The 18,323-nt window shown below is 67.3% G+C and carries 14 protein-coding genes, 1 tRNA gene and 1 pseudogene; 7 read left to right on the forward strand and 9 right to left on the reverse strand.

What is annotated here, in order from left to right:
* The 6 genes and pseudogenes from ACN469_RS40775 to ACN469_RS40800 form a co-directional block, all read right to left on the reverse strand.
* Positions 1–400: pseudogene (locus ACN469_RS40775) on the reverse strand (hypothetical protein); the annotation flags it as partial.
* A 398-nt stretch (positions 401–798) separates the two neighbouring features.
* Positions 799–871, reverse strand: a tRNA-Gly gene (locus tag ACN469_RS40780).
* A gap of 307 nt (positions 872–1,178) precedes the next feature.
* A complete protein-coding gene (locus tag ACN469_RS40785) occupies positions 1,179–2,747 on the reverse strand; it encodes a biosynthetic peptidoglycan transglycosylase (RefSeq protein WP_498777337.1) in 1,569 nt (522 codons plus the stop codon).
* 74 nt (positions 2,748–2,821) lie between these two features.
* Complete coding sequence (locus ACN469_RS40790) at positions 2,822–4,315, reverse strand: ArnT family glycosyltransferase (protein WP_498777339.1); 1,494 nt, start codon at positions 4,313–4,315, stop codon at positions 2,822–2,824.
* Between the two features lie 98 nt (positions 4,316–4,413).
* On the reverse strand, positions 4,414–5,169 hold the full coding sequence (locus ACN469_RS40795; RefSeq protein WP_498777341.1) for a hypothetical protein: 756 nt from the start codon (positions 5,167–5,169) through the stop codon (positions 4,414–4,416).
* Between the two features lie 27 nt (positions 5,170–5,196).
* Positions 5,197–5,541: a hypothetical protein gene (locus ACN469_RS40800; RefSeq protein ID WP_498777343.1), complete on the reverse strand. Its 345-nt coding sequence runs from the start codon at positions 5,539–5,541 to the stop codon at positions 5,197–5,199.
* A gap of 638 nt (positions 5,542–6,179) precedes the next feature.
* Here ACN469_RS40800 and ACN469_RS40805 point away from each other — a divergent pair.
* The 3 genes from ACN469_RS40805 (at position 6,180) to ACN469_RS40815 (ending at position 11,127) form a co-directional block, all read left to right on the forward strand.
* Entirely contained in the window at positions 6,180–8,249 is a 2,070-nt protein-coding gene (locus ACN469_RS40805) for a M36 family metallopeptidase (protein ID WP_498777345.1), read from the forward strand.
* Positions 8,250–8,435: 186 nt separating this feature from the next.
* Positions 8,436–9,578 carry a M57 family metalloprotease gene (locus tag ACN469_RS40810; RefSeq protein WP_498777347.1) on the forward strand — a complete coding sequence of 381 codons (1,143 nt, stop codon included), beginning with the start codon at positions 8,436–8,438 and terminating at the stop codon, positions 9,576–9,578.
* An 85-nt stretch (positions 9,579–9,663) separates the two neighbouring features.
* A complete protein-coding gene (locus ACN469_RS40815; protein ID WP_498777349.1) occupies positions 9,664–11,127 on the forward strand; it encodes a cytochrome-c peroxidase in 1,464 nt (487 codons plus the stop codon).
* A 99-nt stretch (positions 11,128–11,226) separates the two neighbouring features.
* Here ACN469_RS40815 and ACN469_RS40820 read toward each other — a convergent pair whose 3' ends face one another.
* Positions 11,227–11,583, reverse strand: a complete 357-nt coding sequence (locus tag ACN469_RS40820) for a hypothetical protein (protein ID WP_498777350.1) — start codon at positions 11,581–11,583, stop codon at positions 11,227–11,229.
* 21 nt (positions 11,584–11,604) lie between these two features.
* Positions 11,605–12,951, reverse strand: a complete 1,347-nt coding sequence (locus ACN469_RS40825; protein ID WP_498777351.1) for a hypothetical protein — start codon at positions 12,949–12,951, stop codon at positions 11,605–11,607.
* 337 nt (positions 12,952–13,288) lie between these two features.
* On the opposite strand from ACN469_RS40825, the gene ACN469_RS40830 reads away from it, so the two are divergent.
* The 4 genes from ACN469_RS40830 (at position 13,289) to ACN469_RS40845 (ending at position 17,686) form a co-directional block, all read left to right on the forward strand.
* Positions 13,289–13,975 (forward strand): SDR family oxidoreductase, encoded by a 687-nt coding sequence (locus ACN469_RS40830; RefSeq protein ID WP_498777353.1) that lies wholly within the window; start codon positions 13,289–13,291, stop codon positions 13,973–13,975.
* 126 nt (positions 13,976–14,101) lie between these two features.
* Positions 14,102–15,865 carry an LVIVD repeat-containing protein gene (locus ACN469_RS40835; protein ID WP_498777355.1) on the forward strand — a complete coding sequence of 588 codons (1,764 nt, stop codon included), beginning with the start codon at positions 14,102–14,104 and terminating at the stop codon, positions 15,863–15,865.
* 174 nt (positions 15,866–16,039) lie between these two features.
* Positions 16,040–16,705: a hydrolase gene (locus ACN469_RS40840; RefSeq protein WP_498777357.1), complete on the forward strand. Its 666-nt coding sequence runs from the start codon at positions 16,040–16,042 to the stop codon at positions 16,703–16,705.
* Between the two features lie 186 nt (positions 16,706–16,891).
* Positions 16,892–17,686 (forward strand): helix-turn-helix domain-containing protein, encoded by a 795-nt coding sequence (locus tag ACN469_RS40845; protein ID WP_498777359.1) that lies wholly within the window; start codon positions 16,892–16,894, stop codon positions 17,684–17,686.
* A 72-nt stretch (positions 17,687–17,758) separates the two neighbouring features.
* Here ACN469_RS40845 and ACN469_RS40850 read toward each other — a convergent pair whose 3' ends face one another.
* Positions 17,759–18,283 (reverse strand): hypothetical protein, encoded by a 525-nt coding sequence (locus ACN469_RS40850; RefSeq protein ID WP_498777361.1) that lies wholly within the window; start codon positions 18,281–18,283, stop codon positions 17,759–17,761.
* Positions 18,284–18,323 lie beyond the last annotated feature (40 nt).

An 18,323-nucleotide genomic window follows, 5' to 3' on the forward strand; every position in this document is an offset into this window, starting at 1 on the left:
GGGTGGAGATGCACTGCACGCCCACACCCAGCGCCTTGCTGTTGTTGTGGCTCACGAAGAGGCGGTAGTTGCCGGCAGAGGTGAGCACACCCGCGGTAGACCATCTCCCCGCCGCGGCCGGCTTCAGGTTGCCCTGGAGGCCCGAGAGGAAGCAGGTCCGGCCCGTCGTCGAGCCGAGGGTGGTGGCCGAATAGCCATTGGCCGCCGTCCCCCACCAGGCCGGGTTCTCCACACCCACCGCCTGGGACGTCTCGCCCAGCGCCGCTTCCATCTCGGGCTCCATTCCAGCCGCGCCCCCCAGGTCCTCCTGCTCCGCGCCGCAGCCCACCGCGAAGGCGGCCAGGGGCACCGCCAGACACAGTCGCATCATCACAGACATCCGGTTCTCGAACAGGTCCATCGTCCCAATCCTCTCCACTGATACTTCGGAAACGCCCCCTGCATGGCGCCACTCCATGCGGCCCAGCGAGACGGAGCGGATTGGGTACCAAAGCAACGCGGGTGCCAACACGGCCGTGCCCGGACGCGCCCACCTCTTCAGCAAGCCTTGCCGGCCGACCTTGCCTCAGGAGCGGCAAGCCCCGCCGCCCGAACGCGCATCGGATTGCAATGGCAATTCAGATTACGGAAGATGGGCGCGGCTCGAACATCATCCGCGCGCACACCCTGCAAGGTGGGGGAGCGGCGGAACCAGCTTCGCTCCGCGTGCCGCATCCTTGCGGGAAGACGACCCGAGGCCCGGAAACACGAAGGCCGGTAGCCTTGAGTTTCCTCAAGAACTACCGGCCTTTATGCTTGAGCGGCGGAAGGGATTCGAACCCTCGACCCCGAGCTTGGGAAGCTCGTGCTCTACCAACTGAGCTACCACCGCGAACCGAACTGAGCCGGATGTACCGCAGGCCCTAGCGAGCGTCAAGGACGTTGCCAGCGCCCTGCCCCACGACGTGTCGCGGGCAACAGCTTCCGCCTCCCAGGGCACTCGGACATGCCTCCCTGACGAAGTCGCTCGCCGGCCCAGATGGCAAGGGAGTCCGGGCCCCACGTCCAGGGGGCCCGCCCTGTCTCCACTCCCACGCATCGAGGCGGCAGGAAGCACGAGCGGCGCAATCCTCCGGGCACATCGTCGGTATGCCGGTGTCCGACACCCAGGCCCTCGACGAACATGCCCTCGCCTCGCATCAAGGAGGCCCAGAGGCGGCGCCAGGCGAAGGGCCAGCACCGGACCGGCACGCCCTGCCCTGGCCGAACCGCGGCGGCTGCCGCGTGGCCCCGCCCCAGGACTCCACCAGGAGTCGCTCCTGCTTGTACTTGTGCGTGAAGCCCCGGTCCGTCGACAGGACGTCAGCCACAATCCGCTCCAGCGGGGCGAGGCGCTGTTCATCCCAGGGCTCGCAAGCCCTTGCATGCCTCGGCTTGGGAGCGGGCAGCAGGTGCGCGAGGAAGGCCCCTTCCAGCGGCTCCAGCGAACTCGCGGGTTTCCCAAAGTAATACCCGGCGGCGGGCCCAATGCCATACAGGCCCGGGCCGAGCTCCACGACGTTCAGGTACAACTCGAGGATCCGCTCCTTGCTCAGGCTCTTCTCCAGATGCCACGCGAGCACCAGCTCCTGGAACTTCCGCAGCAGGTTCTTCTTCCGGTCGAGCAGGAGATTGCGAGCGAGCTGCATGCTGATGGTGGAGGCGCCCAGCTTGAACTCGCCCGCGACGAGGTTGCGCACGAGCGCCTGCTGGACCGAGAAGAGCACCATCCCCCGGTGCCGGAAGAACCAACGGTCCTCCGCCACGAGCACGGCATTGACGGCCCAGGGGGAGACGTCATCGAGGGGAACGAAGCTCCCACTCGCGGGCCCCAGCACGAGCGTCCGCGAGGGCACCTCCGCGATGACCTGCTCGAAGGGCTGACGCAGGCGTTCGGCGGAGGCCCGAGGAGGCGCCTCGAGCACCGTGCAGCCCTCCCCTGGAACATCCATGTTCAGGGTGAGCGTCTCGGGTGAATACGGGCGGACCGTCAGTTCCATCCAACCCGCGAGCTCCCCTGCGAGCTTGAAGCCCTGCAACGCCGGAAGCGCTTCCCGGGGGAGCGACTCGAGGAGGAGCTGGCATGGAGCACGAAGCAGCTCGAGCCGCGCCTCCAGCCACAGCGCTTCCGCGCGCTCCAGCCCATCGACACGACCGGAGAGCCGAGCGCGCAGGTGGCCCAACTCCAGCTCCAAGGCCTCCAGCTCCAGGGACTTGAGCGGCCACGAGATTGCGCCTCGCGCCGACAGCCCAAGCGCGCGCACCTGGACGGCCTCGGCGGCGAGCTTCGGATGGGACACGGACAGCTCCGCCAGGGAGAACGTCGCATCGAAGGGACGGCGCGCGCCCCTCGCCTGGAGGCGAAGGCTCCCCTGCAGTCGGCCCGCGAGCTCCACGGGGGGCTCATGCTCCAGGGAGCGCCCTCGGACCTGGAACCGGGGGATGTCGACCTCTATCGAGAGGGGCCGCACCCACCCGAGAAGCACCTCCCACGGCGCAATCGTCAGCTCGGCGACGGGCACCTCCAGCAACGGCGGGGCCCCCTCCACTCCACTGTCGATGCGAAGGCCGAGCAACCGGACGCCACCCCACGCGACCGGCTCCACCTGGACCACCGTGACCTCCTTCCCGAGCCGGGCCGAGAGCCGCGGCAGGGTCGACTCGACACGGGACACCAGCACCAGGGGCCACAGCAGGTGCAGGAGCAGCGCGGCGCCTGTCAGGAGCACCCCCCACCTCCCCCATCGAAGCCGCCGGACTCGGCGGCTTCCTTCGGGAAGCAACGGTGACGGAGCCATGGGCTTCACCACTCGCGCCCAGGGAGCTGGGACGCGGCGGGCAGGTGGTTGCTCACCTCCTGGAAACAGCGCTCGGTGAGCAGCACCATGGCCCCCGAGAGAATCCGAGGCGCATCACCGAGCCCCCATTCGGCGGGCGCCGCACCAGGGCGACAGGCATCCAAGGAGTCCCAGAACGGGCCATCCAGGGCCGCCGTCGCCATCAGGCGATACGTGCGCGCCGATTCGATTCGGGGTGGCACCGACTTCCGCGCGGAGGCCCGCGTGTGCCACGTCGTCATGAAGGCCAGGTGGCGGTCCGTGGTGATGACCAGTGCCCCTGGAGGAATGAGGCCTTCCAACTCGTGTACTGCCTCCGCGCGGTCCTGCATGACGGTGACGGTCCCCTCTCCCGGCCGCGAGGGACGCAACAGGAACAAGGCGGCGACGCTCGCGGCACAGACCGTGGCGCGCGGCACACCCGAAGCGAACACGAACATCCTCGAGAACAGGAGCCCCGCGAAGACCGAGAGCGGAAGGAACGCCGTCAGCCTCAGGCGCATCGCGAGCCCCTGCCTGTCCTCGACGTTCAGCCATGGCATCGAGAACACGAGACAGAGCAGGACGAACCCGAGGACCACCGGGGACCGCCTCTCTCCTTCCATCAGCCGAGCCGGAGGGAGCCATCGGTCCCGGAGCCAGAGGGCCATGACCAGGCAGGCCGCGAGCGCGGCCAGTCGCACCTCGTGTTGGAAGAAGAGACGGGCACCGTTGCCGCGCACGAGCGTGGCGAAGGAGAAGTCGGTCCGCGCATGGAAGGTGTGGGCCAGGCCGTTTCCGTTCGCGCACACGAGCGCCACTCCGAACAGTCCCGCGGCGATGAGCGCACCCAGGCGCGCCCGCGGACGCCAACCCCAGACGACCCGCGCGAACGCTGGCAGCGCCACGAGCAGCGCCACCGCGAAGGCCAACTTGTGCGCGAGCAGCGTCAGCCCGAGCAGACTGATTGCCAGCACCATTCTCGGGCGGGTGGGTCGCGCCAGGGCCTCCACGAGCGCCGCGAGAAACGCCAGGGTGAGCGTGAGCCCGACGCCCTGCTTGACGAACTCCGTCGAGAGATAGATCGACTGGGCACTGGTGGCAGCAGCAGCCGCGCCCACCACACCCGCCGCGCGGTCACCCGATAGACGCTGGATGAGCAGATACACGGGGAAGACGCTGGCCGCCGTCCCAGCAGCCGCGCCGAGCTTCACCCCCACGATGGGGTCCGTCAGGGCCGCGAAGGGCACCAGCCACCAGAAGACCAGCGGTGAGGCGGGATAGAACAACTCGCCGCTCTCGAGCAACGAGCGCACCTGGATGGCGTAGTAGTACCCATCGACCCCCACGGGCTGGGGCGTCGCGCTCAGGAAGCGAAGCCGGACCACGAAGGCCCACGTGAAACACCCCAGCACGACCCACCGGGCGGTCGTTGGCGAGGCCAACAGGGGCTGAAACAGCCGGGCGGATGGAAGACTCATTGCCAGAAGGCCCCCTGCGGTTCGGAACACCTGGAGCCGTACCGGACACACTTCCGATACGGCTCCAGACAACGCTCCTTCAGCCTGTCATCCGAGGATTAGAACGACATCGAGCAGCTCTGGCAGTTCGAGGCGTCACACCAATAAATGGTCCCCTTGATGGGGACCCATTGTGACTTCTTGGGGCAGGAGCTGCCCTGCGTGCAGGAGCAGGTGACGCTCTCCCCTCCATACTCATACGCCGAGACCTGCGCGGCGATGCGGGCGTCAGGGCCCGTCCTGGGCAGCAGGCCCACGGGAACGGGGACCAGGGCCCATGCCCCCACATGCCGGACCAGCACCCGCTCCGTGCTTCCAGCGTTCGAAACCTCCTGGGCCATATCGGAGGTGAAGCGCTCCAGCAGCGAGTCGAACCCGGACGGAGGCACACCGCAGCTCACGGAGGAGGGGCCCTCGATGCGGCTGACCGTGACCATGGGCGCACGCAAGAGGTCTGCGTCACTCACCTCCGAGGCCTTCCCGTCGAGCTTGAAGTAGACGTGGGTCTGCGACATTCGCGACGCATCGCAAGTGATGCGTCCATGGGAGAGGACGGGCTGCGCGTTCTCACAGGAGATCTCCTTCCCCAAGGCATACTCGCGCTCGCCGCTGGAGGACATGACGAGGACTCGCTGATTCTCGGCATCCGGCACGAGCCGGGCTCCCACGGGTATGACGAGAACATCTTCACCCGACGGCGCGCGTTCCGACCGCGCGCCGTCATCACAGCCGGTGACGGTGAGCGCGCCAGCTCCCACTGCCATGAGCGAGCACAGCACGGCCTTCTTCATGAGTTGATTCATCAGCGGATTCATGGAGGTTCTCCACTCGAAGTCGGACGGCTAGCTCTTGGTGCAGCTGGTGCAGGTGGTCATGACGCAGGCGACGTCGTCTCCCACCTTCGAGGGAGAGCAGCCGCCCTTGCCACTGGTGCAGGTGCACGTCACCCCTCCCCCTCCCTCACCACCGTAGTCGTAGGCATCATGGAAGGCGCCGACCGGTGCGCCTTCGCGGACGAAGCGGAAGGCATTCCGGGCCGGGTCCGCCACCGCGACGAATCCCTCCGGGATGCGCGTCGCCGTGTCCCAGCAGATCTTGCTGGAATCGATGCTCACCCGCTCCCCATGGACATTGATGCCCTCGACCACGGGCGACCGCCGGAGGTCAGCGAACGACTCGTCAGACAACTCGTCTCCACCGAGACAACCCACCATGCATGCAGCCACCACTGGAACCGCCAAGGCAATCCACTTGCGAAGCATCGCTGTTCTCCCATCAGGGTTCGGGGGACCAGGGCTTACGCCAGCCCCGGGCGCTCAAAGACTCATCTCGAACGCGGAGGGACGGTGCTTGAAACACGCAAATACTGTCAAACCCACCTGAAACACCCCATCAAAACGCAATGAATCATGACGAAAGCAGATTCAGAGGCCCTTCACCGCGACATGGAGCGAGTCGAACCGTTGCCCGAAATTTCCGGAGGAATTCAGAAACACCACTCGGCAACCCTTGTCTCCAAGTCACCAGGGCATCTCGATTTCAAAAAGTCGGGAGACAGGCCTCGGCCCCAGCCCGGTACTTGCTGCCCAAACCAGGGCCCTGCTCGTCGTACAGACAAACTGAGAAGTTCGGTTCCTGCTGTTCATACCCAGACGGGGTCATCCCGCACCCGCGCGCGTATACGGCAGGGCTCTGACATCACTTCAATTCAATCGTATTTTTCGTATATTTCGGATCATTTGCATTAAACGGAGAATACGTGTTTCCTCGCACGCGCAGTACCGCCCCGCACCGGGGCGGCTGACCCGCAGCGCAGGAGCAAGACATGTCCGTAGGTGCATACCGAAGGCGACTGTTCCAGGCGGTGGTTTTCACGGCGACCCTCTCTGGGTCCGCGGCGCTCGCAGTGGCGCCGGAGTCCCACGGTGGCGAGCGGCACTTCGATGCCCGCGCCTCCTACAACGCGCAGGCACGCTTCGGCTTCTCGACGGTGCAGAAGGCGCACGTCGCGGCGCTGCGCCAGGCCATTCCGGAGCTGCTGGTGGAAGTGGACGAGTCGAGCGGCACCGTGCGCTCGCTCACCAACCCCGTGGGCGCGCTCTCTGGTCCGAGCAGCGGTGACCCGATGGCCATTGCCCTGGACTTCGTCCAGAAGCACCACGAGGCGCTCGGCCTGGGACTCAATGACCTGGCGAACCTCGAAGTCACCGACCGCGTGTTCTCGGAGGTGAGCGGCGCCACGCACCTGTACCTGCGGCAGACGTTCAAGGGCCTGCCCGTCTACAACGCGCAGCTGCAGATCAACGTGGGCAAGGATGGCAGCGTCCTGGGTGTCCACAGCGACTTCCTGCCCTCCATCGAGAACGCCATCTCCGGCGTGGAGCCGCGCCTGAACGCTGGCGAGGCCGTCGCCGGCCTGGCCCGCCACCTGGGTGTGAGCCTCGCGAGCGCCCCCCGCGCCCTGAAGGCGGAGTCCGGCGTGAAGCGCCGCACGGGCGTGGAAGTGGACGGCCTGTCGCGCGAGCCCATCGTCGCGGAGCTGGCCGTGCTGCCCATGCGCCGGGGCGAGGCCCGCCTGGTGTGGCACTTCCAGGTCTACACCCTGGACTCTCAGCACGACTACGACGTGACGGTGGACGCCGGCACGGGCGAGGTGTTGACGCGCTTTGACTGGGTGGCCGCGGATTCCTACAAGGTCTATCCCGTGCCCGTAGAGAGCCCCAATCACACCACGCCGCTGCCCCTGGCGGATGGCCGTGTGACGGTGACCAACCCCGCCAACACCACGGCGTCGCCCTACGGCTGGCACGACACCAACGGGGTCGCTGGCGCGGAGTACACGACGACGCGCGGCAACAACGTCCACGCGTACGAGGACCGCGACGCCAACAACGCCCCTCCCGCGACGCAGCCGGACTGCACCTCCGCGCTCAACTGCGTCTTCACGCTCAACCTGGCCGGCGCGCCGTCGACGTACATCTCCGCGGCCGTCACCAACCTGTTCTACTGGAACAACATCATCCACGACGTGCAGTACCAGTACGGCTTCAACGAAGTGGCCGGTAACTTCCAGCAGAACAACTACGGCCGTGGCGGCACGGGCAACGACTACGTGCAGGCCGAGGCGCAGGACGGCGGCGGCACCAACAACGCCAACTTCTCCACGCCCGCCGACGGCAGCCGCCCGCGCATGCAGATGTACGTCTGGACGGCGCCGACCCCGGACAAGGACGGCGACCTCGACAGCGGCATCATCGTCCACGAGTTCGGCCATGGCATCTCCAACCGCCTGGTCGGTGGCCCCAGCAACGTGTCGTGCCTCTCCAACCGGCAGCAGCCGGGCGAGGGCATCAGCGACTTCCTCTCGCTGTTCTACACGGCGCGCACCGGCGACACGGCCAACAAGATTCGCGGCGTGGGCACCTACGCCCTGAACCAGGCCACCACCGGCAACGGCATCCGTACGCAGCCGTACACGCTGGACGCGACGCGCAACACCTGGACGTACGCGAGCATCAACGGCATGGCCGTTCCGCACGGCGTGGGCTCCGTGTTCGCCCAGGCGATGTGGGAGGCCTACTGGGCCCTGGTGACGCAGTGGGGCTTCGACTCCAACCTGTACAACGCCAATGGCAGCGCCGGTAACCAGCGCATGATGCTGTACTTCACCGAGGGCCTGAAGCGCACCGCTTGCAGCCCGACGTTCACCCAGGTGCGTGACGGCATCATCAGCGCGGCCACCACCCTGCACAACGGCGAGGACGTGTGCCGTCTGTGGAAGGCGTTCGCCGCCTACGGCCTGGGCACCAACGCGGTCTCCGGCGGCTCGGCCAGCACCACGCCGACCAACGGCTTCGCCCTGCCCACCACCTGCCCGGCGGCGCTTGACCTGTAATTCCTGACACATCGCCACACAGTAGCCGGGGGCCTTTCTCACGAGAGGCTCCCGGTTTCATTTTGGGTGTCTTTGGGGCCCGCGAAATGGGGACGAAGGACACCTCCTCCGCTGACACAGTCCTTACAGAGAGAGGTCGTCATGCTTGCGCGAAGTCTCGTACTTGCCGCTGGATGTGTTGCACTGATGTTCGGATGTGCCGAGCCACCCGAGGCGACACAGGAGATCGTCGACAACCTGGTCGAGGCCGGGTTCCCAGCCGACGACATCATGGTCGTCGAGGGAAAGGTCTACGTCGGGAGGGACGCCGAGGTGTCCCTCGCCTCCTCGAGAGAGATGCTGGAGCTCGGTGAGGCTTCCGACGAGCAATACCGCACCACCAACCTCATCAGCACGTCGCTGACGAAGATCTGCATCAACGGCTCGACGTTTACCGGGGCCTTCAGCACGGCGCTCGACCTCGCCATCCAGAACTACGACGAGCTGCCGCTCACCTTCTCCATGGCGCGCACGCCGAGCACCGGCTGCGGCTTCACCATCAACGCGGTCATCCAGCCTGGGGTGGTAGGAGGATCGGCTGGCTTCCCGTCCGGCGGTTTGCCGTACCCGACCATCAACATCGGCGGCGGACTCTCCTCGTACAGCGTCGATGTCATCGAGCATGTCATCACGCACGAGATTGGCCACACCCTCGGGTTCCGCCACTCGGACTACTACAACCGCGCCATCAGCTGCGGTACGGGTGGCGATGAGGGCCCCGCCGGCGTCGGGGCCATCCACATCCCGGGCACGCCGACCACGACGACCGTTGGCGCCTCGCTCATGAACTCCTGCTTCCGCTCGGTCGAGACGGGCGAGTTCGCGCCTGGCGACCTCTCCGCGCTGAGGACGCTGTACACGCCAGTACAGGCAAGCTGGACCTGGTGCAGCAAGTGTCAGGGGTTGTTCTTTGGCGGAAACCCCAACCCCCAATGCCCGGCCGGAGGAGCACACATCACCTCTGTCAGCGGCAACTACCATCTCGCACACACCATCGCCCCGACGGCGGGGTGGCAGGGTGGCTGGCGCTGGTGCAACAAGTGTCAGGGGTTGTTCTTTGGCGGGAACGCCGGCTCCGTCTGCCCCACGGGTGGCGGGCACGACGGGAGCGCGAGCGGGGACTACCACTTGCATCACAGCGCGGGAGCAGCCCCCGACCTGCAGTCGAACTGGCGCTGGTGTCAGAAGTGTCAGGGGTTGTTCTTTGGCGGGAACGCCGGCTCCGTCTGCCCCACGGGCGGCAGCCACGACGGCAGCCTGAGCGGGAACTACAGCTTGATCCTCCGCTGACGGAGACCCGAACGACCACCACCGGGTGACACTTGCGAAGGTCCCGGGTGTTTCGTGGGAAGTTCCACACCCCGGAGACATTCCCATGGTTCCCACGCGCCTTGTCGCGTGTCTGGCTGGTGCCTTCGCACTGGGCGGACTGACGCAGTGCACCCCAGCGACACCGGAGCAGGACGAAGTCGACGTCATGGCGAGCGCCGTCCCTGAGACGGCCTCGCTCCATTCGCTCCCACTTCACGGCGGCACGGGGAAGAAGCTGTTCAGTCAGGCCTTCCCGAACACCAACGGGCGCTCCTGCGCCACGTGCCATGTGCACGAGGACAGCACGGCCCTCCGGCCCGCGCACGTCCTGGCCCTGCTCGCCTCGCATCCGGCGGACCCGCTGTTCAACCGCATCGACGCGGATGACCCGAGCGCGGCGGTGCCCACGTACGAGCACCTCAAGAAGGGGCTCGTCCGCGTCGTCATCCCCCTCCCCGCCAACATGGACGTCATCGACGCCCAGGGCCACGTCGTCACTCCCACCGACCGGAAGATTGCCGTCTGGCGAGGCGTGCCGAGCATCCAGGACACGGCCCTCACCGGGCCGTTCTTCCAGCTCGACGGCCGCGAGTCGAACCTGGAGGACCAGGCCCAGGCCGCCATCACCAGTCACAGCGAGGGAGGCACCGTGCCTCGCGCCCAACTTCGACAGGTGGCGGACTTCCAGCGAGGGGAGTTCACGTCGGCGCGCGCGCGGTTCGTCGCGGACTTGAACAACGCGGGAGTGCCGCTCGAGCGGATCCCCCTCCCCGAGGACTTCATGTGGCTCACACCCCAGGAGCGGCGGGGGCGCGAGGTCTTCAAGGTCGGCTGCGAGCCCTGCCATGGCGGCCCGACGCTGAGCCGGATTTCAACCCCGTCCATGCGAGAGCTCGCCGCCCGGTTCCCGGTGACGAAGGCTGATGGCAACGTCCTGTTCACCCAGGTCCCCGGCGTGGGTCCGGTGCCCGTGCAGGGGCAGCGCTCGACGCCGGACATCCTGAACATCGCGTTCTCGGGCTTCTCCTACCTGGGACAGATTGGTCAGCTCCCCACGCTGTTCAACGCCGACATCGAGCTGCCGCGCTACCGGTTCCGCTTCTACACGGATGGAACGCGCCAGCAGCAGGTGACCGACCTTCCGCCCAACCCCGTGACGGCGAGCGGAGCGCCGTATGATCCAAATCCCGCGGTGGACGAGAACGGAGCGCCCATCGTCGGCCCCAATCTCTTTCCTCAGTGGTTCTCCACGGACCCCGGCCGGGCGCTCATCACCGGCAATCCCCTGGACTTCGAGGCCTTCGACATCCCCACGCTGCGCGGCGTCGCACGGACGGCACCGTACTACCACGACAACAGCATCGAGAATCTCGAGGACGTCGTCGACATCTACAGCCAGTTCATCCTGCCCTTCACCCCGCCCCTGAACCTGCCGCCCGTTCATCCACCGGAGAATCCGGGCGGACCTCCCGAGTCCCTCAATCCCACACAGAAGCAGGACCTGCTCCGGTTCCTCCAGCGACTCTGAACTCCGACCTCGCCGCGAGGCGCCTGGGCGAGGGGCGTGGCACGATACGCGGGTGCCGCGCCCCTCGGGTGTCAGCGTGAAGTCAGCCATTGGGCTGCGTCAGCACGACGGCGTCAGTTGATAGACGCGCACGCCCAGGCTCTCGCCTACGTTGACCTGGCACTGGGTGCCCGGGCAGGAAACGGGGGCCAGGGAGGGGGTGGTGGACGTCGTCATGCCGACCCACTCCGAGACATTGAAGCCACCGCCATTCCGGGCCAGCGGCATGTTCAGCGTGGGCAGGGGCCCCACCGTGTGCAGCACCAGGGTGTTGTCGGAGGCATCCACGCAGCTCCCTTCGCTGGTGCAGGAGAAGACGTGGACCCCCGCATCTCGGGCCACGTCCCGCAGCACCGACGTCGGCAGGCCGGGGACCGCGGCGAAGGCGACCTTGTAGCTCCCGGAGCCGTCAGACACCCGCGCTACGGACCTCGCCCCTCAGGGCAGCCTGAAGACCCGCAGGTTCTCTTCGCCCTTTCGCACGTAGACGAGGGCGTGGTGCGTCGCCAGGTAGAAGAAGCGGTTCTTGACCAGCTCATGCCACCCGCCGAAGGCGCCCACCTCGTACTGGGGGGCCTCGCGCAGCGTGAGGGCCACCGGGTCCACCTCGTAGGTCCGGTACTCGAAGCTCCCGTCGCCGTCACGGTCATACCGGAACGCGGCGATGTAGCGATTGAGCGGAGGCACGTAGGCAAACACCTGTCCCTCGAAGTATTCGCTGAAGCAGCGCGCACGCACCAGGTCGCTATTGAGCTTCAGCTCGCCCCACTTCGTCGTGTCCAGGTCGTAGGTAATCAGTCGGGGAAAGTGCACGTGCGACTCCTCGTGCCCCGGAGCCGGGAAGCTCACCAGCGTTCGCCCCACCCTGGCCATCTGCGCGAAGTACCAGGCGGGAGGCGTGATGACCTCCCACTTCCAGGACTTGTCCGCGGTCCCGAACGACCACCACCGCGAATAGTTGCCGTTCTCCGTGGGGCCGAACACGTAGCGGCCAGCCACCTCGTCCCAGAACGTCCACCCGGCCGCGCCACCGTAACCCGTCTCTCCATTGTACGTGGCACCCGGGGTGTTGAACGGGTTGTGGCGCGTCCACTTGCGCGTCGTCAGGCTGTAGCGCCACATGCGCCGGACGCCAAAGGCAACCTCATCGAGGTCCGGGTTGTAGACGAGCCCGTTGTAGGTATGACGGGCCGTGGGGTTGCCTGTCGAGGCAGCGGGCCGGACCGGGTCGAAGAACTCGTCCCCCGAGACGTCGCTGTCCGGATGCGACCTGGCGTACTCCGAGGCGGGTGGATAGCTGCTGTAGGTATTTCCCCAGGGGACACCCGCCCAGTTCACCGAGTCGTCCGGGAGCTGCTCGATGCTCCAGCGCATCTTCGCCATGTCGAAGCGATAGATGCCGTTGTTGGAGCTGTCGGCGTGGCCACCGCCGAAGGCCCACCAACGCGCGCGCGGCGCATCCAGCGCCACTCCCGAGTACGCGTTGATGACCCCGGAGATTCCCTGGGAGCCCAGGTCTCGGAAGCCAGGGAGCGCCGCCTTGACCTCCGCGTCGAGCGTGGTGAGCGGCGTCCCCGCGACTTCAATCCACCGGTCCTTCGGGACGAGCGCCCACGACACCTCGTTCACGAGCCCCGTCGCATCTCGCCCCGGCGTCCACACGTTGCCCACCAGCGTGCCGGGCTCCGTGCCATGCCCCCAGGTGAACTCGGGAGGAGGCTTCTGCCCACCATCCGGTGAAGTCGCCCCGCCGTCAGGCGAGGGGCCTCCATCGGGTGAGTTCACCCCTCCGTCAGGAGGGGGCTGTTCCCCAGGAGAAGGGTCCGATGAGTCGCATCCCGCGACGACGCCGACGACCGAGAGCGACACGAAGAGAATCCAAGGAGAGAAACGTCTGCTCAGACGGCCCGTGGTCATGCGCGGCTCCGCGACAAGGTTGCTGAACGGCCACGCACTCGCCCCAGGCAAGTGACATGCCATGGGGTGTTCGCATGAGCGCACCCGAGGACGCGCTCGGCGACACGGGCCGCCGGGCCGCGGACAGAGGGGCCCACCCCACAGCGTGTGGCCCACGTGCCCCACAGTCCCCATCAGGCGAGGCCCAGGTCTATGGTCCGCCCCCATGAATCTCGTCATCACAGGCGCCAACCGTGGCATCGGCCTCGAACTCACCCGGCAGTACGTCACGCGTGGCGACACCGTGCACGCAGGCGTCCGCGAGCCGGCGCAGGCCCGCGAGCTCACCGCCCTCGCGGGAGCCTCCAACGGTCGGCTGCACGTGCATGCGCTCGAGGTGACTCGCGACGAGAGCGTGGGTGCGTTCGCCGCCGCGCTGACGGGGCCGGTGGACCTGCTCATCAACAACGCGGGCCGGCGCACCCGGAGCGACGACCTCGAAGACCTCTCGCTCGAGGACGCGCTCCAGATGCTGCAGGTGAACGCGCTCGGCGCGCTGCGAGTGACACGCGCGCTGCTGCCGCGCCTGCGCGAGGCGAAGGGGGCGAAGATCGCGAGCCTCGGCTCGGGGCTGGGCTCCATCTCGGACAACACGTCGGGCGGAGGCTACGGCTACCGGATGTCGAAAGCGGCGCTGAACATGGCCACGCGCACGCTCGCGGCGGACCTGCGCGGCGAGGGGCTCATCGCGGTGACGCTCAGTCCCGGCTGGGTTCAGACAGACATGGGAGGCGCGAGCGCACCGACGCAGGTGTCCGAGTCGGCCGCGGGGCTGCGCTCGGTGCTCGACGGATTGAGCGCACAGGACAGCGGCGGCTTCTTCGACTTCCGGGGCAAGCGCATCGACTGGTGAGGGAAGCGGCTTCACACATCAGTCCAGGTCTCAACACCCGAAGGCCATCGACAGACAAGCACCCGGGGGACCTCGCGGGCCGACAATCTATACTCGTCAGCCCGCACTCCCTTCCATGAGGTCCTCATGATGATGCGTTCCCCGCGCCCGCTCTGGACGCTGCTCTCCACGTGTGCCCTGTGGCTCCTCACCCTCTCGGGCTGCGATGACTCCCCGTCCCCTGGAAACCAGGACGCGGGAATCGAGGACTCGGGAACTCCTGACGCAAGCACGGCCGACTCGGGTCCCGAGGACGCGGGCACCCCGGACGCGGGCACTCCGGACGCAGGCGCCGAGGACGCGGGCACTCCCGATGCCGGGCCCTATGTCTGGGATGGCACGTATGTGGAACAGGAGGACAACGGTGACTGGAGGGACCCCGGCCCCCGCGACACCTGCCGCTTCCTGGCCGAGGACGACCCCAGTCCCACCGCCTGCGAGGCCCTGGAGGGCTTCGACCTGTCGAGCTGTGACACGGACGCACTCGCGGGCTTGGAGCAGCGGGGCATCTACGGGGGATGGGCTCTCATCGACCGGGTCGTCCGCCCCGGCGAGCCCGCGAGCGATGGCACAGGCCGTCAATCCCTTGGCTTCCGGCTCTTCGACGACGGTACCCCGGACACACAAGGCCGCCTCACCGTCATCCAGCGCCAGACGAAGGACGGCAAGTTCTACCTGGTCGGGAAGGTAACCCATCCTGTCGCCGGCACGGACACCCTCGCGCTCGCGGGCTGTCATGTCCCCAGGCCAGGAGTCATCACCGGGTGCTTCGTGGGCTGCTCCACCAAGGGCTTCTACAGCCGGAACATGGGGACCTTCGAGGTCCAACGCCTGGCGTGGTCTGGACGTGAGGCGGAGTCCTCCGGCGGGCTGAAGCTCGTCTCGGAGCTGGCCACCCCGGTGGGCCTGCCCGTGGATGTCTTCGTCACCCAGGAGCACGCCTACGTCGTCTCCGACAACCGGTCACCGCGGGTGGGAGGGCTGAGCGTCTTCGACATCCGGGACCGGAAGAACCCCGTCCTCAAGACGACGCTCCGACTGCCCAGCGACACGTCCTGGAACGGAGTCTGGGCCCACGGCAATGCGCTCTACATCGCCAGCAACGTCTCGGGCGTCGTCATCTACGACATCTCACAACCTGACGCGCCCACCTTCGTCCGCGTGCTGACCGCGGATTTCGGCGTCCACACGGTGCTGGTGGACGGGGAGCGGCTGTATGCCATGTCCCCCTCCACCGGCACCTTCGTCTACGACGTGTCCAATCCCCTGGAGCCCCGGCTGGTCACCCTCATCAACCTGCCCGACGAATTCGCCTCCGGCGGGCCCCATGACGCCTTCGCGTACCAGGGCCGCCTCCACATCAGCAACGCGTACGGCGGCTACTCCGTCGTCGACGTCACGAACCTGGAGGACGTGCGCCACCTGGGCCAGTACTCCCACGAGGGTTTCGCCTTCTCGCACCACAGCGCGGTGGGGACGTTCGGCGGTCGCGCCATCGCCTTCGTGGGCGGCGAGTTCGCGGGCTCCCACCTCCGTGTACTCGATACCAGCGACCCCTCCCGTATTCCGAAGCTGGGGGAGTTCCGCATGCGCGCCATCACCTCCATGCACAACCTGCTGCTGCGCGGCAACCTGCTGTACGTCGCCTGGTACCACGAGGGCCTGCGCGTGCTCGACGTGAGCAATCCCACACAGCCCCGACAGGTCGCGCACTTCAACACCTTCCAGGAGACAGACCCCTATCGCACGGACGGCATCTTCGACGGTGTCTTCGGGGTGCGCATCCCCGGGGACGGCTACGTCTACGTCGTGGACTCGTCGCGCGGGTTGCTCATCCTCAACGAGCTCTGAGTGACGCCGCCGCGTCCAGGCACCGGGGCTGATTCCAGCGCAGGAACAGACCAGAAGTCGCAGGCCCAGACCGTGTGTCCACCCCCGGTCTCGGGCCCAATGACCTCGCCGGCCCGCTCCCCTCACGGGGACTCCGGCGACATCCTTGTCCCGCGACTCCGGAGCCTCCAGACCATGAGCACGACCCATTCCTCCTCCCACCGAGGGCTCGACGCCCTGCTGACGCCCCAGAACAGCGTGGTGCTGCTGATCGACCATCAGCCCTACCAGTTCGCCAACCTGCACAGCCATGAGCCGACGATGGTGTTGAACAACGTCATCGGCCTGGCCAAGGCGGCCAAGGTCTTCAACGTGCCGACCATCCTCAGCACCGTGCTCGAGGAGCGCGGTGGCTACCTGGTCAAGGGCCTGCAGGACGTGTTCCCCGAGCAGAAGCCCATCGACCGCACCTTCATCAACACCTGGGAAGACCGCCGTGTGGTGGACGCGGTGAAGAAGACCGACCGGAAGAAGCTCGTGATCGCCGCGCTGTGGACCGAGATCTGCCTGGCCATGCCCGCGATTCAGGCGGCGGGTGAGGGCTATGACGTCTATGCCGTCACCGACGCCTCGGGCGGCGTCACCCGCGAGGCGCATGAGATGGCGGTGAGGCGCATGCTGCTGGCGGGCGTGACGCCCATCACCTGGATGGCGGTCATCGGCGAATGGCAGCGCGATTGGGCCCGCGAGGCCAGCGCCGCCGCGCTCGCCGGCGTCATTGGCGAGCACGGCGGCGCCAGCGCCGTGGCCTTCGCCTGGGAGATGCAACTGCTGGCAGGTCGGGCCGGCACGGGAGCCTGAGCGCACTTCCTCCCCTGTTCGGGGGAAGACGCCTTTCAGGCCTGCTGACATCGTCCTCCCGATTCTCCCTCGCCCCAGGGAGAACGGGAGGACGGTGCCGTGGAGACACGCGTTGAACGGCTGAGCCCGCTGCCAGAGAATGTGGTGGCCCTTTCCTCCGTCCGGAGGGAATGGAACGGAATCTGTGTGGATGTGAATGAGAGCCAGGGTTCTGGCCCGACCGGGTATTCCCTGTGTCTGGAAGGCCGCACGCGACTGAGCGCGCTGCTGGAGGAGGTGGGAACGCCCTGCGAGCCCCGCCTGCGCGAAGGCCAGCCCTGCCCCATCGGCTACGTTCCCCGGCAGCTGAACATCGTGCCCGCGGGCATGCTGCTGTGGGGTTACAGCGCCGGCTCGTGCATGGTGCGTGATGCCGTGCTCAACTTCGACCCGTCGAAGCTGGACGAGCGCCTGGGCCAATCACTGAGCCACGTCGACCTGGAAGCGCCTCGGTTGCGCTTCGCGGATGACCGCCTCTGGACGCTGATGAGCCTGCTCGCCAAGGCGGTGGATGACGACGACCCCTCCAGTCAGCTCTATGGTGACGGATTGACCGCCGCCATCTTCGCGGCGCTGGGCTCGCGCCGGGGAGAAGGCCCTCCGACGACCAAGGGGCTGGCGCCGTGGCAGCTGCGGCGGGTGATTGACTTCCTGGAGTCGAGCCTGCCGGAGCGGGTCGAGCTGTCGAAGCTGGCCGCCCTGGTGGACCTGTCGCAGGCGCACTTCAGCCGCGCCTTCAAGGCCTCCACCGGGCTGGCACCGTATCAATGGCAGCTCCAGACCCGCCTCAAGCGCGCGCAGGCGATGTTGCTGACAACCCCGGCCTCGTTGGAGCAGGTCGCCGAAGCCACGGGATTCGCCGACGGGGTGCACTTCGGCAAGACGTTCAGGCGCATCCATGGCACCACGCCCGCGACGTGGCGGAGGGAGCGGAAGATTTAGGAGGCCGGTGAAGCCCGTGGTGCGTTCCACGGAGCGCCCGTCCTGCGCCGGGCGCCCGTCGGAGGATGCGCCTCAGTTCTTGACGACGGTGGTGATGATCAGCGGCGTCGGGGTGCCGATGAACGTTCCAGCAGTGTTGGTGCAAGGCATGGGCACCTGCGAGAAGTCCGCGGCGTAGTAGCCGTAGGTGGAGCCATTGCCCTTCTCGTAGAACTCCTGGCCGTCCGGCAGGACCACCTTCCAGACGTAGTTGAGGCTCGTGTACTGCGTGGACGACCGCGCCCGGATGACACCTGTCACCGTGGTGCCCCAGTGGTACGGCGCCACGGCCGGCACCTCGACGGTCTGCGGCGCCGGAGCCCAGTCGAACGTGCTGGAGGGGCCGGAGCTTCCGCCCCAGCCGTAGATGAGGAACACGCTGGTCCCCCAGGGCAGGTCATCGTTGCGGTACGTGAGGGTGAGCTCCGCCTGCGAGGTGCTGAAGTAGCCGCACGTGTTGAGCACCGTCCGCGCCTGCACCCACTGCGAGCCCGCGAGGGCCGAGGTGGAGCTGAGCATCAGGGCGAGCACGAGCGCGTGGCGGGAAATTCGGGACATGCGAAGACTCCAGGGTGTGGTTTGACAACCGCGTCCCTCT

This window comes from Corallococcus terminator, from assembly GCF_049194865.1.
Lineage (GTDB): Bacteria > Myxococcota > Myxococcia > Myxococcales > Myxococcaceae > Myxococcus > Myxococcus terminator_A.

Coding starts and splice junctions, on each gene's coding strand:
- ACN469_RS40790 (WP_498777339.1), bottom strand. CDS start 4,315: ATGAGTCTTCCATCCGCCCGGCTGTTTCAGCCCCTGTTGGCCTCGCCA.
- ACN469_RS40795 (WP_498777341.1), bottom strand. CDS start 5,169: ATGAATCCGCTGATGAATCAACTCATGAAGAAGGCCGTGCTGTGCTCG.
- ACN469_RS40805 (WP_498777345.1), top strand. CDS start 6,180: ATGTCCGTAGGTGCATACCGAAGGCGACTGTTCCAGGCGGTGGTTTTC.
- ACN469_RS40810 (WP_498777347.1), top strand. CDS start 8,436: ATGTTCGGATGTGCCGAGCCACCCGAGGCGACACAGGAGATCGTCGAC.
- ACN469_RS40815 (WP_498777349.1), top strand. CDS start 9,664: ATGGTTCCCACGCGCCTTGTCGCGTGTCTGGCTGGTGCCTTCGCACTG.
- ACN469_RS40830 (WP_498777353.1), top strand. CDS start 13,289: ATGAATCTCGTCATCACAGGCGCCAACCGTGGCATCGGCCTCGAACTC.
- ACN469_RS40835 (WP_498777355.1), top strand. CDS start 14,102: ATGATGATGCGTTCCCCGCGCCCGCTCTGGACGCTGCTCTCCACGTGT.
- ACN469_RS40840 (WP_498777357.1), top strand. CDS start 16,040: ATGAGCACGACCCATTCCTCCTCCCACCGAGGGCTCGACGCCCTGCTG.
- ACN469_RS40850 (WP_498777361.1), bottom strand. CDS start 18,283: ATGTCCCGAATTTCCCGCCACGCGCTCGTGCTCGCCCTGATGCTCAGC.